Origin of the sequence: Pseudoalteromonas sp. T1lg21, assembly GCF_002964625.1 — a bacterium.
Classification (GTDB): domain Bacteria; phylum Pseudomonadota; class Gammaproteobacteria; order Enterobacterales; family Alteromonadaceae; genus Pseudoalteromonas; species Pseudoalteromonas gelatinilytica.
This window is the reverse complement of sequence record NZ_PQBX01000061.1, coordinates 130,201-146,441: the sequence shown is the minus strand read 5'-3', so window position 1 is coordinate 146,441 and position 16,241 is coordinate 130,201. Positions and strand designations below refer to the sequence as shown.

Annotated in this window: 14 protein-coding genes; 6 read left to right on the top strand and 8 right to left on the bottom strand. The window is 39.8% G+C overall.

What is annotated here, in order from left to right; genetic code table 11:
• Positions 1 to 137 precede the first annotated feature (137 nt).
• Complete coding sequence (locus C2M25_RS17380) at positions 138 to 1,730, top strand: carboxylesterase/lipase family protein (protein ID WP_105181705.1); 1,593 nt, start codon at positions 138 to 140, stop codon at positions 1,728 to 1,730.
• 37 nt (positions 1,731 to 1,767) lie between these two features.
• Here C2M25_RS17380 and C2M25_RS17375 read toward each other — a convergent pair whose 3' ends face one another.
• From C2M25_RS17375 to C2M25_RS17365, 3 genes are all read right to left on the bottom strand, one after another.
• The gene (locus C2M25_RS17375; RefSeq protein ID WP_105181704.1) at positions 1,768 to 2,487 is read right to left on the bottom strand and encodes an SIR2 family NAD-dependent protein deacylase; all 720 of its coding nucleotides are present in this window, start codon (positions 2,485 to 2,487) and stop codon (positions 1,768 to 1,770) included.
• Positions 2,484 to 3,506, bottom strand: coding sequence for a Kelch repeat-containing protein (locus C2M25_RS17370; protein WP_105181703.1), 1,023 nt, complete (start codon positions 3,504 to 3,506; stop codon positions 2,484 to 2,486). The genes C2M25_RS17375 and C2M25_RS17370 overlap by 4 nt, the downstream gene beginning before the upstream one ends.
• A 68-nt stretch (positions 3,507 to 3,574) precedes the next feature.
• Positions 3,575 to 4,204, bottom strand: coding sequence for an NAD(P)-dependent oxidoreductase (locus tag C2M25_RS17365; RefSeq protein WP_105181702.1), 630 nt, complete (start codon positions 4,202 to 4,204; stop codon positions 3,575 to 3,577).
• A 102-nt stretch (positions 4,205 to 4,306) separates the two neighbouring features.
• Between C2M25_RS17365 and C2M25_RS17360 the strand changes: the two genes are divergently transcribed.
• Entirely contained in the window at positions 4,307 to 5,191 is an 885-nt protein-coding gene (locus tag C2M25_RS17360) for a LysR family transcriptional regulator (RefSeq protein WP_105181701.1), read from the top strand.
• A 45-nt stretch (positions 5,192 to 5,236) separates the two neighbouring features.
• Positions 5,237 to 5,488, top strand: coding sequence for a TIGR03643 family protein (locus tag C2M25_RS17355; protein ID WP_105173674.1), 252 nt, complete (start codon positions 5,237 to 5,239; stop codon positions 5,486 to 5,488).
• Between the two features lie 2 nt (positions 5,489 to 5,490).
• Here C2M25_RS17355 and C2M25_RS17350 read toward each other — a convergent pair whose 3' ends face one another.
• The 3 genes from C2M25_RS17350 to C2M25_RS17340 form a co-directional block, all read right to left on the bottom strand.
• On the bottom strand, positions 5,491 to 6,807 hold the full coding sequence (locus tag C2M25_RS17350; protein WP_105181700.1) for a methyl-accepting chemotaxis protein: 1,317 nt from the start codon (positions 6,805 to 6,807) through the stop codon (positions 5,491 to 5,493).
• Positions 6,808 to 7,003: 196 nt separating this feature from the next.
• Entirely contained in the window at positions 7,004 to 8,323 is a 1,320-nt protein-coding gene (locus C2M25_RS22320) for a methyl-accepting chemotaxis protein (RefSeq protein ID WP_063704355.1), read from the bottom strand.
• A 108-nt stretch (positions 8,324 to 8,431) separates the two neighbouring features.
• A complete protein-coding gene (locus C2M25_RS17340) occupies positions 8,432 to 8,686 on the bottom strand; it encodes a YfhL family 4Fe-4S dicluster ferredoxin (protein ID WP_054562570.1) in 255 nt (84 codons plus the stop codon).
• Between the two features lie 247 nt (positions 8,687 to 8,933).
• Between C2M25_RS17340 and C2M25_RS17335 the strand changes: the two genes are divergently transcribed.
• The 3 genes from C2M25_RS17335 (at position 8,934) to C2M25_RS17325 (ending at position 14,252) form a co-directional block, all read left to right on the top strand.
• On the top strand, positions 8,934 to 10,592 hold the full coding sequence (locus tag C2M25_RS17335) for an integrase family protein (protein WP_105181699.1): 1,659 nt from the start codon (positions 8,934 to 8,936) through the stop codon (positions 10,590 to 10,592).
• A gap of 503 nt (positions 10,593 to 11,095) precedes the next feature.
• A complete protein-coding gene (locus C2M25_RS17330) occupies positions 11,096 to 12,664 on the top strand; it encodes a hypothetical protein (protein WP_105181698.1) in 1,569 nt (522 codons plus the stop codon).
• A 760-nt stretch (positions 12,665 to 13,424) separates the two neighbouring features.
• The gene (locus C2M25_RS17325) at positions 13,425 to 14,252 is read left to right on the top strand and encodes a MipA/OmpV family protein (protein WP_105181697.1); all 828 of its coding nucleotides are present in this window, start codon (positions 13,425 to 13,427) and stop codon (positions 14,250 to 14,252) included.
• Between the two features lie 47 nt (positions 14,253 to 14,299).
• On the opposite strand, the gene C2M25_RS17320 is transcribed toward C2M25_RS17325, so the two are convergent.
• Both C2M25_RS17320 and C2M25_RS17315 read right to left on the bottom strand, forming a co-directional pair.
• Positions 14,300 to 15,370 (bottom strand): sensor histidine kinase, encoded by a 1,071-nt coding sequence (locus tag C2M25_RS17320; protein WP_234003602.1) that lies wholly within the window; start codon positions 15,368 to 15,370, stop codon positions 14,300 to 14,302.
• A 163-nt stretch (positions 15,371 to 15,533) separates the two neighbouring features.
• Complete coding sequence (locus C2M25_RS17315) at positions 15,534 to 16,235, bottom strand: response regulator transcription factor (protein ID WP_442793029.1); 702 nt, start codon at positions 16,233 to 16,235, stop codon at positions 15,534 to 15,536.
• Positions 16,236 to 16,241 lie beyond the last annotated feature (6 nt).

Here is a 16,241-nt window from a genome sequence, read left to right as displayed (position 1 = left end):
AAATTACAAAATAATTCTTTTTTCTTAATGATTAGCAGCTTAACCTATAGATAGCTTTTACACTAAAGCGCTTTCCTCTTAAAGAATGGCCAAATATATAATATTATAAGCCTTCCCCAAACAGCCTAGGCTTTGTTATGACATCGCGTATTCTCAAATCGATTTTTTACTCATCTTTTCTATTAGGCTCCGCCGTATTTTTGCAAGGCTGCCAAGAACAACCTCAATCAGATCAAATCGCCGTCACTGGCGGGCTTATCCAAGGACAAAAAGAAGGGCGTTTTATTGCCTATAAAGGTATTCCGTATGCAGCAGCTCCGGTGGGAGAGTTACGCTGGCGAGCACCGCAACCTGTGCCTAAGTGGCAAGATGTAAAAGTACTTAACGATTACGCGCCTGACTGTATGCAAAAGCCGTTTGCAGCCGACGCTGCACCGCTTACAACAACCCCTTCGGAAGATTGCCTTTATTTAAATGTGTTTAAACCCACTAAACACAGCGATACTCCTTATCCCGTTGTGGTATGGATACATGGGGGTGGCTTTGTAAATGGTGGCGCATCACCCGCTGTTTACTCGGGTGAAAGCTTTGCTAAACAAGGGGTTATTTTTGTTAGCTTTAATTATCGCCTAGGCCGATTTGGCTTTTTTGCGCACCCTGCCCTTAGTCGTTTTGAGAATGATGCACTGGGCAATTACGCTTTGATGGATCAAATTGCGGCCATTGAATGGGTGAAACAAAATATCGCTCAATTTGGTGGTGATGCTGCAAAAGTGACACTCATGGGTGAATCTGCAGGAGGCGCATCGGTACATGCGATGATGCAAACCCCTGCAGCTAATGGCTTATTCCAGCAAGCGATTATTATGTCAGCGGGAGGACGAGAACTATTTAAGCAGTTGCCACTTAATAGTGATGATGACACCGTGTTAAGCGCCGAAAAAATTGGCGAAAACTTTGCAAAGCAACACACCATTTTAGGCAGTGATGAAAATGCCCTTGCTGCACTGCGTGAGTTATCTGCCGAAGAGGTGGTTGATAACCTAAATTTGAGCACATTAAATCGACAAAATAATGATGAGTCTACTTACGTTGGCGGGCCAATTATTGATGGCACCATCATCAATTCGGCGACAGAAGCACGCTTGAGTAAAGGCACATTTAGCCATGTTGCGACCATGGTTGGCACAACAGATATGGATTTAGGCTTTGCTAATTTTGCTTCTAAAGAGGCGCTATTCGCAAGTTTTGCTCCGCACAGTACACAAGCAAAAATGACTTACGATGCAAGCGGCGAAACGCCATTGCCTTTACTCAATTACCAAGTTGGGCAAGATGCTTTAATGCAAGAGCCAGCAAGGTTCGTTGCAAAACGCGTGACAGATATGGGTAAGGATGCCTTTTTGTATCGATTTGGTTATGTGGCGCAAACTTTAGATAAACCCGGTGCAGAGCACGCTAGCGAAATTCCGTACTTTTTTAATACTGTGGCAGCGAAATATGGTCATGTCACCACTGAGCAAGATAAGCAAGCTGCTAAAATAATGCACCGTTATGTGACAAACTTTATTAAGTTAGGCACACCAAATGGCCCAGGTTTGCCTACGTGGCAAGCATATAAAAATGATGAATCTTTTATACTGCAAATGAGTAAATCAGGGACTGCAGAGTTTTTACCGGACCCCTTACAAGCAAGGTTAAACATCACAGCTACAAAAGCTGAAAAGTAATAATTAAATAAGGCGCTTAATTAAAGCGCCTTATTTTTTACCCTTGCTGCTGAACATACTCAAGCGCTGTCATCTTGTGATATGTCACATTAGGATGAAATACGTGAGTAGGATCTGGGTCAACCACTTCAATTGGCGTGCCTTGACTGCGTGCAATATCGAGTGCCATTTGGGTAATATTGACGCTAAACGAGGTGCCGATAAAGACGATTTTATCGGCATCGATCATACGCTGTTGCGCCTCAGAGATTCGATAAAGCTCAGTGTAGTATTCATCAAATAACAACACGTAAGGCTTAAACGACTCGTTGAGCTTGGGGCTTTCGTTATTGATATTGAACACCTCAAGCAAGGAGTGGTGCAGGTTGTCTTCGTTAACATTATCCCACGGCGCGTTAAAAGCCATCACATCGTCACCTTGATGGTGAAACAGTGTCATTTGATCTAAGCGACCATGAATAGCAATAAAGTCGGTGTTACCTGCTTTGCCATCAAGGCCATCGATATTTTGCGTAATGAGATTTTTATCACTCAACCAATGATGCACTTCATTGGGACCGTGATGGCGATAGGTTGCAAAACGATGATAATACCAAGCTAAAAATTCGCGGGGATTATTTTCGTACATAGCACGCGTTGCCATTTCCATCGGCGTATAATTTTTGCTGCCAATGTTCCAATAACCATCTTCGCCACGAAAGGTCGGTATACCGCTAGCGGCACTCACTCCCGCCCCTGTAATATAGAGTGTATTCATAGAGATAACTTTACCTTGTAAGCAAGTGCATCGGCTGTCACTTGTTGATTATTATCCATACCACCAAGACGATACAAACTTCCTTGGTGCTCTAATAAACCTCGATGATCCATGCTCGCGGTAGCGGCTTTTGGCATCACTTGCCACGTGTTTTTATCAACATCAAAGCGCCAAACATGATCACTCGCTGGCGCTGGTTTGCCATCGTATCCCGTGCCATTGTAGTTATATGGGTTATCAGAGCCGCCCATCATATAAATGTCGCCATTAAAACTGGTTGCTGCCATACGGTAATGGGCAACACCTGTAGGATGCGGTACCGTACGCCAATCTATCTTTAATGGGTTATCAGCATCAATCGTACCTTTTAAACACTGTGCAACCGCAGCGAAAGAACGGCGTTTATCAGCATTCGCCTGTGTTTTAACGCCATCACACACCAATATAGTGTTTCCACTAATTGCCGCCGCTTGGCCAAACACCGGTTGACCTAAAAATGGCGAAGCCTGTTGCCAAGTATCTGTATGCGTATCATAAACTTGTACAAGATTAACATTGCCATCGTTATGCCAACCACTGACTAAATAGATATAACGCTGCTGGTACGAAAGCGCCACACTGTCATCCACCGGCACAGGCATATTGGCCAGTTGCGTATATGAATTAGAAAGAACATCATAGCGATATACATCGGGTGTAGAGATTTCTTGATGATCAGCGCCAACGGTATACCCACCAAATACATAGGCATGCTGACCCACACCCACAGCGGTACTCGCTAGACGACCAGTAAGGGGCAATGTACTTGGCACGGCTTTAGCCGCTTGCCACGCGTTATCGCCCACTTTAAGGACCCACACTTTATTGTGAACATCTGTATGTGCTTTGCCTGAGCTCAAGCCCATAAAACTTAAAAAGTAGGCTTGTTCATCAATAACAACTTTGGCGACAGCGTTGTTCGCGACGGCTTCTGGTAAGGCAGGTATGGTTGCAAGTGCAATAGAAAATAACAGGCTCATAAATTAAATAGGTAACTTAACACATCGCTAAAGAATACCATTTTATGAGCCTGAAGAAAGGCTCGCTATTAGTAAGCAATACTAATACGTTGATTTAAATGAGCTGCCGATTGTGCTTCATCAAGCATCGCTTTAGCATAATCAGTGACTGATATTTTGCTTTCGCCGTTTGCATCAGTAAAGAAGCTGTCGCCACCAACACGGTACGGGCCTTCTGACTCACCTGGGTAAATGACCGCAGCTGGTGATACAAAAGTCCAAGCTGTAGCTACTGTTGATGCTCTAAATACATCAAGTGCTTCACCTTGAGCAATGGCTTCTGCTTTGTATTCAGCAGGAAAGTCTGGGCTTGATACCAGTGTTACACCAGGTGCCACTTCTAAGCTACCTGCACCACCCACCCATAAAATGCGTGTGCCTGTACCTGCAAGCGCGTTTAATAATTGCTTTGCTGTGTTTGCAACAATTTCATGGTTCCCTAAAGCACGACCACCAATTGCCGCAATAACAACATCACTACCTGTAGCTGCAGTTGCGATATCGTCTTTTGTTAAATCAAATTCAGTCACAGTAACGTTATCTTGCGTTACTTTACTTACGTCTCTAACTAATGCATTTACTTGATGACCACGTGCGATTGCTTCTGAAGTAATGTGACTGCCAATCCAACCTGTTGCGCCAATAACTGCTAATTTCATGAGGAATTCTCCGTTGTTTGTTTCAATGATTGCAGTTTACTTGTTCACTAATTACTGATAAATACACTATATAGATACACATTGTTTCACTTTAAGATACCAATGGATAAACTCAATTCAATTACTAGCTTTGTCGAAGTTGCCCGTACAGGCAGTTTTACTCAGGCTGCAGAGCATTTAGGTTTAAGCCGATTACAAGTTTCTAGACATATTCAAGATATAGAAAAGTGGCTAAATTTAAGATTGTTTCATCGTACAACACGCAAAGTAAGTTTAACCCTTCAAGGCGAAGAAGCCCTTAGCTATTGCCAGCAAATATTAAATCAAGTATCTGATTTACAAAGCCGAGCGCATAGCCATAACAACGAATTAGTGGGTACTATTCGCGTTGCCTCTCCGATTGGGCTTGGCCAACATAAACTGTTTGATGCCATTAAAGAGTTTACCAAACGCCACCCACAGACGCGATTTGAACTGTTACTTTCAGATAGTTTATCGCAGCTGGTTGATGACCGCGTTGATATCGCTTTGCGTTACATCCACCAGCCTGACGAAGGTCTTATTGCCCGTAAGCTAATGTATATCGCAACCGCAGTATGTGCCTCTAACGATTATTTAGCTGCGAACCCACCGATTTTTGAGCCGAATGACTTAACTGCACATAATTGCCTTATTCATAACAAACACACTATTTGGCAATTTCAACACGACGACAACACACATAAAGTGACCGTGAAGGGCAACATTGTTGCCAACGATATGGGCGTACTTCTAAAAGCTGCAAAACAAGGAATGGGCATTGCTCACCTACCTTGCGATCTCGCCAATAACTATTTGGCATCAGGTGAGCTTGTTAAAGTACTGTCAGAGCATACAACTATAGGCTCTCACTTATGGGCAGTGTATTTATCACGTAACTTCCAACAAAATGTGGTCAGAGCGTTCATCGACTTTTTAGCCGAGCACTGGCAACACGATATCTTATAATCTAAATCTGCTGCAAATACGTATAGGCTATAAAAAGGAGCCGTAATGCAGCATTTAGATCATGAAGTATCACGCATCATAGAGATGGCGTGGGAAGACAGAACCCCGTTTGAAGCAATAAACCAACAATTTGGTTTAAACGAAAAAAACGTTATCGCGCTAATGCGTGAGCAATTAACACCTTCGAGTTTTAAACTTTGGCGAAAACGCGCAGCGGGTAGGCAAACCAAACACTTAAAACTGCGCCATCCAGATATATCCCGTGGTTACTGTAAGACCCAATATAAACATAGATAAAATTACTTTATCTTTTGAGAAAACTGGCCAACTGCATCCACTACTTTTTGAGCGCCATGTTGAATGTCGCTCATCACATTTCCTGACTCAGAGGCGAGGTTAAAACCCAGCTCAGCTTTCGTTTTTCCTAATTCGATTACTTCAACCGTATGTTTAGTCAAAGACCTATTTTGTTTTACAACATCAACAATCTCAACTGTCGAATTAGAGGTTCTTAAAGCAAGCTGCCTGACTTCATCAGCCACCACCGCAAAACCCCGACCTTGCTCACCGGCTCGAGCCGCTTCAATTGCCGCATTGAGCGCCAGTAAGTTTGTTTGATCCGCAATACTACTAATACTTTGTACGATGGCAGCAATGTGCTGCGATTGCTTATCGAGCTCGGCCATTTCAGCTGCTGCTTGTTCCATTTGTTTCGCTAAATCGTCCATTACATGAACCATTTCATCTAAAACAGTGGCACCTTGCTTTGCTGCTTTGTCAGTTTCGGTGGATGTGCCGTAAGCGATGTCAGCCGCTTGAGACACAGCCATTTCTAAATTCACTTGTTCGGTGATCACAGTTGCAAACTTAACGACTTTATAAAGCACATCTTGCTCTTTAAAAACCGGATTGTAAGTCGCCTCCAACCAAATGGGGTCACCAAATTTATTCACCCGCTTAAATCGTGACGAGATAAATTGGCCTTTTTGTAATTTCTGCCAAAACTCAGCATAGCCAGTTGAATTTGCTTCGGCTGGTTCACAAAACATCCGGTGATGTTTCCCGATAATTTCGTCTTTTGTATAACCGACCCCCGCGAGAAATTGCTCATTCGCTTTTAAAACATGGCCTTCTAAATCAAACTCAATAACTGCCATAGAGCGATTAATTGCTTTCACTAAGTCTTTATTTTCTCGCGATGTTTCAATTGTTCGGGTCAGCACGCTGGCATGAAGATCAAACTTTTCAAAGCCCTGCTGTTTATTTAAAATTGGATGAAAAAATGCTCTTAACCAAACATGCTGGTCCTGCGCATTTAAAAGTTGAACAGCACCGACCCAAGCTGATTTGTCTAAAATAGCTCGTTTAAAATGAAGGTAATGCTTTGCGTCTTTGGCGCTGCTAGGCACCAAGTCAAGCAGAGGTTTTCCTATTAATTGAGCTTCTGTAAAGCCGAGTTCTGCTAATACTTGCGTATTGGCAAACGTGATACGACCTTCCCTATCAAGTTCCAGCGTAAACATTCTATTATCTAATGTATCTTTCACTTGAGATACACGAAACAATTCATCTTCTAACTGAGCTATCCTTTCTTTCAATGGCTGGGTAAAAAACATAAATCATCCCACCTTAAATACTAAAATCATCACAGAGTAGCTCGATAAGGACTACTAAATCTGTACCGTTCGATGATATTAGCGTAAAAAAGTTGGATAAATAGCCGCTTTCAAGACATTAGGAAGTTTCTTGAAGCAAAATAAGAAATGATTTAATCAAATAGCATTATAAAAGCCTAACTGAGTAGGCTTTTTGTCAGTGATTCAGTTGATTTGCAAATTGTCCAACTGCATCAACCACTTGCTGTGCACCGTGTTGTATGTCTTCCATCACCTTGCCAGACTCATTTGATAAAGACACACCTTGCTCGGCTTTCACCTTGCCTTGCTCAATAACCTTTACCGTATTTTGCGTAAGTGACTGATTGTTATTTACTACTTCAACAATTTCTTCAGTGGCTTTTGAGGTTCTTGACGCAAGCTGCCTGACTTCATCAGCCACCACCGCAAAGCCTCGGCCTTGCTCACCAGCACGAGCAGCCTCAATTGCTGCATTTAGCGCCAGTAAGTTCGTTTGCTCCGCAATACTACTAATACTTTGCACAATGGCTGCAATTTGTTGTGACTGTTTATCGAGGGCTGAAATCTCTTGGGCTGCTTGCTCCATCTGCTGAGCTAATTCATTCATCACTGTCATGGTGTTTTGTAACACCTCAGCCCCTTGTTGAGCGAGTCTATCGGTCTCAGTTGATGTGCCATACGCAATTTCAGCCGCTTGTGAAATTGCATGCTCACGATTAACTTGCTCAGTGATCACAGTGGCGAACTTCATCACTTTGTAAAGCTCACCAAAATCATTTGAAATGGGGTTGTATGAAGCTTCAAGCCACACTTCATTGCCATGACGGTCAACACGTTTAAAGCGATCAACAACAAACTCACCACGTCTTAAGCGCTGCCAAAACTTCTCATATTCCGCAGATTCAGCAAGTGCATGATCACAAAACATACGATGGTGCTTGCCAACGATCTCATCTTTTTTATAACCCATACTCTCTAAAAACGGTTCATTTGCGTTAATAACCTTGCCCTCAAGGTCAAACTCAATAACTGCCATCGAGCGATAGATGGCATTAATAGTGTCACGCTGTTCACGAGAAGTAGAAATAGCATCGGTAAGCACAGTGCCGTAAATAGCAAAGTAATTAAGCTCACCTTGCTCTGTGTGTACCGGGTGAGCAATTAATCGTAGCCACTCAAGCTTGCCGTCATAGCGAGTTATTTGTAAGTGCCCTACTCCATGCTGTTGATTTTCAATGGCGTTTTTTAGGTCTTTAAACTGGTCAGTATTTCGAGATTGTTCAGTAATAATATCTTGGAAGGGCGAGTCAATTAGCTGATTGTGAGAGTAGCCTAATTCATCTAAAAAGTTCTGGTTAATATAGGCCATTGTGCCATCAGCACGCAGCCTAAGCACCAACATCTCTTCATCAATACCTGAAGTGAGATCTTTTAGCGGATAAAGCTCAGCTTTTAACGCATCAATTTCAGCCTGTAAGGATTTATTAAACCACATAAAACGCCCTGATTTTTTATTAACGTGTTGTTGTTCATAAAATTGTAGAACAATTAACGCAGGGCGCTACTTTAAAATAAGCAAAAAGAATTAAGAAAAGTGATTTAACTAAGAAGCTTGAGAGGTCAATTTAACGTATTTCTCAGCCAGCTCATCTAACGTTTCACGGTGATTTGGATCTGGCTTAATGCAATCAATAGGACACACACTCACACAAGTAGGGTTATCATAATGCCCTACACACTCAGTGCATTTATTTGGGTCTATTTGATATATCTTCGCGCCCATATAAATAGCCTCATTCGGGCACTCAGGATCACACATATCACAGTTAATACATTTGTTATTGATGAGTAATGCCATTTAATGCCCTCGAACATAAATCACTATAAAACAAATAGTTACATGAGTAGGTATGTAACACATATATTTTTCAAACAAGCTTAGTTTAAAAAATATTCGATAAATAATAACACAATTCGTAGCACACTCTGTTTATGAGCAGCCGTTACAAAAGCGGTCGCGCATTCTACTTTACCCCACTCTAAATTTTGTTGATCTAGATCAAACGACAGGCCTGCAGGGCTTAATAAACCTGAGTTTTAGAGAAATGAAAAACACGAATAAACCCATTACAAAAGCCGAATACATTAAAGCAAAAGCCGTTTGGAGAGAGACGAAGGCACCTTTTTCAATGTTGTACATAAAAAAGTGTGTTACTGCGATTCAAATAATTTCAAATTTTGAGAGAAAAGTTGCTTTAAAACAAGGGATTAAAAATAAGCCCTTGGTTCGTTTGTCTAAATATGAGCAACAACACAATTTACGGCTCGTTTTCACCCCAAAAGGTAAGGTCATCTTCTATTCTAATTTCCCAAAAAAATTAGAGATCCGAAACGTAAAGCTAGGGGAGTTACCAGAACTCACCATTGCAAAAGCAAGAGAGCTTACGCAAACGATATTAGAGGGAAGAACGATATTCGCCGATTTAAACACTATTTTTAAAGAATATGAGCAGAACCTGACAAACCGACATTTACTCGCACCAACAAAGTTTGCAGCCGGTTCATTGAGAACATATAAGTGCAGAGTAAAAAAGCTTAAGCAGTACTTTAATATGAAAACGAGATTTCAAAGTATTACGGCAGGGGATCTTGAGCGAATCATTGATAAAATTATTGCTAGCGAATCCAACAACCAAGCCATAGAGCTATTTGCTCAAATAAGGCGTATATGGAAGTTTGCCAAAAATAAGTTTAACAATGGCCGTAATCCTGCTGCTGACATTGATGATTATTATGTTTCGGATCGAGTTGATACTCCCCGTCCGTGTCAAGCCTACACTGACTTAGATTCAATTGCAGAGTTGTGGATCAACCTTGCAACTACGCCATGCATTCACCAGAAGAACGCAGCCAGGTTTATGATTTTAACGGGCTTGAGGCCTATCAACATTCCTCAAATGAAATGGTCATGGCTGAATAGCATTACCTTTCCGACCTTAATAACTTTTCCGTCATCAATCGTAGGTGTACGTGGTGAAATGAAAAACCAAAAAGAATACAGACTCCCACTAACAAAAATGATGCGTACTATTATCCTTGAACAAAGGGCATGGATGGAATCGGCACGACCTAATTGCAATCAAGAGTTCATTTTTCTGCAACCACGCGACCCTATGAAGCAATTTTCTAAACGCTCCCTCGATAAAATTATCAAAGACTATTCTCCATTTGATGCAGTAAAAGGTGATATCGAACAAATTGTAATGAAAGGCTCTGCGGGTGCATTTTGTACTATGTGTAGAAGCTTCTTTAAATCCAATACAAAAGAGCTGATGGTATCAAACGGCTACCACTTTAAGCATGCAGAAGACTTAACCCGTTTAGCACTTCATCATTTGAGAAAGTCTGATGATCCGAATGGGCTTAACTACGATAAATCTGAAGAGCTCTACGGCACTTCAACAAAACTTAAGTTTAATGTATTTAAGTTACACGAGGTCAGCATTTTAAAACGAGTCCATGAGCTTCAAAGCTTAGAGTTAAGGCCGACAGCATTTCATGTAAACCAACAAAAAATAATCAAAGATAAGGAACATAAAAAAGCGCTAAGAGAGCGAATAAAAGCATCTCTTGTCCATAAAGGTGCATACATTCAATTCATAAATCAGCCTTTTGGCGATACAGGAAAATCAGTTAAAGAGTTAATTCTGACTAAAGATGGTAGAACTGTAATCGAAAGTTACCTTGATGATATTGCTGTTTAAGCTAAATACTCATCCGAAAAGTATACTGAAAGAGCATATAGAAACTAAATAATGACTCAGTGTAAAGCCGGGTCATTTTTCGTACAACAGCAAAGATAATGAACACTTTTCGCTCAAAAATAATAAATAGTATTGGCAAAAATAAATTTAACGATAGAACGAAGAAAAGTATTGAATTTTGATGAACTTACAAAGAATTTATAAAAAATACACAAAAATCGTTAAAAAATTTTATTTAAAAAAAATTAAAAAAGTTTAGTACCCAAAACATACTAATACACCACCAAAAAGCTCAGATTTGATAATAAGCTTATAAACGACTTATCAGTAGCTTAAACAAAGCCATTTAATTTCACCACCAAAATGATCTTAGTAGTCATAGGCTTAAAGCCATAGCTGGCAAGGCTTCCCCCCTCTTGCAGCAATCAAAAAACTCATTCAACATAATAAAAAAGCGACAAAGTTAATTCATCCCAGATGAAATAATAAAGACTTAATAAAATATGAAAAAAACCAACAAGAAGTTTAAGAAAAATAAAATAAGCAGAATATTAGATAAAATTAGAAACCTATCTAAGATAACAAGTGAAAATGAGTCTGAGAAGCAAAGTGAAAGTAAGTGTATTAGCAAGTCGAAATTCGACAGTATTAAACCACCATATAGTGATAAAGATATTTTAATATTATCTGAATGCGCTGCAGCAATTGAATACCCAGAACCAGAACCAGGTCAACCAAAAAAAGATCGTAGGATGTCTAAATATGACAGTGAAAAAAACTTAAGATACGTTTTTTATCCAAATGGAGTCGTAAAAGTTTTTGCAGATTTTCCTAAAATAGATGGGTTAAAAAGTACTCTTTTAGGTAACTTTGAAACAATGACAGTCGCTGAAGCTGCAAGTCTTAGCGCCATCTTTTTATATAATCACCTATATGGTCAAACGCTTGGAAAAGTTGCTGAAAAATTCATTGAAAGCCTCTCAATGAAACATGAAAATGATAAAAGAGCCATTTCTAAAAAAACTATCAAAACATATTCATCACAAATAAATGCCTTTGTGAATGTAATTGGCAGTTCTGCAAAGTTCTTAGATATAAGCCAAGAAGAAATAAAGTCTGCTTTTGACAAACTATATGAAGAAAAGAAAGCAAATTATACATATGATGTTTCTAATAGAGTTAAATCATTATTTGCTTTTGCTTCAGAAAAGCTAAATCTTAAGAATAAATCTATCAACGAAATTCGTGCTAACTATATTCCAACACCTATCAAGTCTACTTTTAATGGGTATACCGATGGCGAGGGTATTTCAAAGCTCATGTATAGATTAGAAGAGGAGCCCAACACCCAAAAAAAGAACGCTGTACTTTTAATGGCTTTCACAGCTGTTAGGCCAGTTAACATAATTGAATTAAAAACAAGCTATCTAGATAACTTAAAGAACCCTAAATATATAACTTATCCGAAATCCACAATGACCAAAGAAGGAGCCATGAAGAACAAAGGACAATTCAAAATAAAGTTAACTCTCCAAATGACTAAAATAATCAAAAATCAGTTATCACTACATCCTGATAAGCCTAATGAGTACTTATTTTTCAGCTTTAAAGACTGTACTAAAGCGATGCCGTATAATTCTTTAAGGGAATACTTCATGTTGATTTGCCCTAATGACATCTATAAATCATCTCTGGAAGACCTTTATGTGAAAGGTACAGCTGGACCTTGCTTTACCTTACTTAGACAGCACGCTAAAACCAATGTTGTCAGATATCTAGTGAAAGAAGAAGGTTATTCACTCAGCAATGCGCAAATTGAGTCAAAACTAATACTTGGACATACAGGAAGAGAGCATGACCGTTCAGGAGAGCATTACGATAAAAACGATGAGCTTTATGATTTAAGAGCAGAAACAGCGTATAAATATTTTTTAATTAATGAAGCTATTATTCTGCAAGGCTTAGATGCTTTTAAAAAAGGTAAACGTATTATTGAACCTGAATTACCTATAAAGCTACCCGAACATTTAATCCCATTCACAGAAAAAGAATGCACCACTTTAAGAATATAAAGTTCGCTCTGAGTTAATAAGATGAGATCTTTTGATTAAGGTCTCTTGTAGGAAGGATCAAACAGACACATAAGATATTAAGCCAGACGTTGCTTCTAGCTCATATTTGGACAGATGTCGATTAGAGTTGACACTACGCTTAAAAATCCTAGATCTTAAGAAAAATTGAAATATATCTGTGGTAGCTATGATTTCATATTAACTCAATGTCGGTGGTTTGAATCGAAGAGGAGATATTTCATAGTGTTTGATCTCTCCACTATTTCGACAATAATATGCCTGAATGGCTATACTGTGTACCCTAATAGACATTCTCTTAATGAAAAACAATTATTAATATCAACCCGAGCAACAACACAATATTTCTCAACTCTTGTTGCACTCATTAAAAGTTTAAAATAGGGTTAGTAAAGAAACTATCAAAGTGAGAGTATATTAATGAAAGGTCATTTCTCATCAAAAGGGTTTGATATCAAAGCAGCTCTCTGAATTGCAACTACAATCGTAATCATCCTTTCAATCTATACACATCAAAGCTTACATTAACATATTTTGGGTTAACGGCGAGTTATATTTATAACTCATCGATGGACAGAAATGAGTTAGGACGAATGTGTGCTTAGTGCCAAACTCAGAAGTTAGTGCTTCTTATGACAACGCTGCATTAGAATAAAAATATAAAAGTGGTAATGAACTATTTCTTACGTGAATTCGTATAGCTGATTATCTAATGTCACATTTAATGTAATGAATCAGTCATATGAAAAAAATAATATATTTAGCCGTTTTATTGCTCATACAAACTACCTTTAATAACGCCGTAATGGCACAAGAAAACAATCCTGTTTTAGTTCCTCTTCCGTCTGTTGATGATTTCACCGAGGGTGAAGATGGCTGGGCACTTGGCTTAGGGATAGGGATTGAATATGAATCCGCTTACGAAGGTTCAGATGAATTTGGATTTGAAGCACAGCCAGCTGGTGCTGTGCAATGGCGAAGTGGTGATAATATTTATTACTTTGCAGGAGAAGCAATTGGCTGGCGAGGACTACTTAATGACAATTGGCTGGTAGGTGCTTTGATCGGGTTTGAAGAAGGCCGAGAAGAAAGTGACTCTGACGATGGCAGATTAGATGGCCTTGGTAATCAAGAAGAAGGATTTGAACTGGTTTTACAAGCTCGCCGCTCATTTACTCCTGACTGGCGCTATTGGTTAGTTAGTCGTGTAGTTGCCAGTGATGAAGGAAATTTAGCGTTATTTGGTGTTGGTCGTCGATTCGGTGAGCAAACTGACGGTACGGGTTCTGAAGTTAATTTAGTTTTCGTAGTACACGACAGTGACTACGCAAACAAAGGGTTTGGTATTAATGCAATACAATCACTATCATCAGGCTTAGAAGAAACTAAACTAAGTGGTGGATTGCGCTCGTTTGGTATTGACTACAATTATCGAGAAAACTTAAATAGTGATTGGCAAATATATGGTGAAGCACTGTTTGAGTATTTCAGTAGTGAAGTCAGAGATAGCCCTATTGCACGCAGTAATTTTGAGGCTGAAGTAGGTATCGGGGTTATTTATAAGTTTTAGTTTACCTTAATGTCTTTTGGGTGAACTTGATAGGCAAAATGAAAATCTTACCATGACAAACTAGCAATCATATTGCCATCCTCTGAACGCAATGAAAATGACCAATCATTGCGTTCACATAATCTTTGTACAATACCTAAACCTAATCCGTACCCCTGAAATGAAGCTTCCTCGATAGAGATATTACCCTCATCATGTTTAACGTTTAGCTGATTAGTGATTAAAAGCTCATTTTCTTTAATCACAATAGAGATCTTAGCCTGTTCTAATAGTGTGTGCTCGAACGCATTTCGAATGAGATTATTGACCGTTATAAAAAATGCTGGGGGATGACCATAAATTTTAGGATTGGCGAATTGTTCAATATCTAACTCTATGCTTTTGCCATTTAACAAGTGACGCTGTTGCTCAATTGCTTTATTTAGCAGCGGCATAACAAAAAACTGCTCATCATATAAACCATCATCTGTTTCACGGGCTAGACACAAAAACATGTCAATGGTGGTTTTCATATCGACGTTTGCACGCTTAAGGCGAGCGAGTATTTTTTTATCAGAATTTGAAAGAGTACTCAATTCAAGCAACTCTAACGCACCAGTTATCACGGTAATAGGCGTTCGCAATTCATGACTGGCAGCTCCTGTAAAATAGCGCTCTCTTTCAACAAATGCACTGATCCGCTCTAACGTTTGCTCAATAGTTCTAGCAAGAACACCTACTTCATCATCACCGAATTTACTTGCTTCAATGCGTTTATGATCATCATCTGTGAGCTGTTCTGGGTTTATCTTTTCCACAACTTTAGCAAGTTGTGTCACTGGAGCCACGGCTCTGCGCATCACAATAACTCCCAGCCCAAACCCTAGCAATCCAAGCGCTCCCACTACAGCAGTAATACCAAGTAGCCACCACCAATCTTCAGATGATTCGGCCTCAATACCAGCAACATCGAAAACAATAAACACATTTTCAGAAGAGTTGGCAGACTGAATAACAGCAACATGTAATTCAGCGCTTTCAAACTCGTATACGCCAATTTCAGGGCGAGCTTGCGCCCACATTTTCAAAGGTTCAGGTAAGTTATCGATACCTTCATAGGTTCGAAGATTCGCTGGCATAGTAGGATAGCCTTCAACCGCATGCTCAAGTTGACCGTTAGTACACGATCTTCACTGAGCTTAATTGCGGCAAAAAATGCAAAGCCCCAAACCACACTGAGCATCGCAACACAAACAGCAAAGGCAATGGCAACTCGCTTTCGTAAACTGTACCTATACATAATTATTCTTCATCGGCAAGTCGGTAACCAACTCTATGTATGGTATGAATAAGTGGTTTATTAAAGGGTTTGTCAATGGCTTGCCTAAGTTTATACATATGAGATCGAAGCGCATCACAGTCTGGGTGTTCATCTGCCCACAACAAAGTTTCAAGTGTGTCACGAAGTACGACAGACGGTGACTCTTCCATCAATCGTTGTAGGAGTTTCATACTTATAGGGCTGAGATCGATACGTTTTCCTGCACGGTGTACTGTTAATGTTGAGCGATTTAGGGTTAATTCACCCACCACTAATAGCTTGTCTTTCTTACCAAAGCTCCGTTTGTACAGTGCTTGTAGTCGAGCATGAAGCTCTTGTAATGCAAAGGGCTTAACCAAGTAGTCATCAGCCCCGGCTTCAAATCCATTTAGTTTATCATCGAGCGTATCTCTGGCAGTTAGCATGAGCACAGGTGTTTCAACATCAGCCTCAGTGCGTAACTTTTGGCAAAAGCGCAAACCATCCATGCCCGGGAGCATTAGGTCTAAAACAATCACATCAAACGTATTCGTTTTTGCTAGGTGCATGGCACTGATGCCGTCATAAGCAAAATCTAAAATGAAGCGATGCTTTTCAAGGTATGCGGCAATATTTTCACAAATGTCACGATTGTCTTCTACAATCAATGCTCTAATTGCTGCATCGTCAAGCGCTTGTGCCATGCTAAA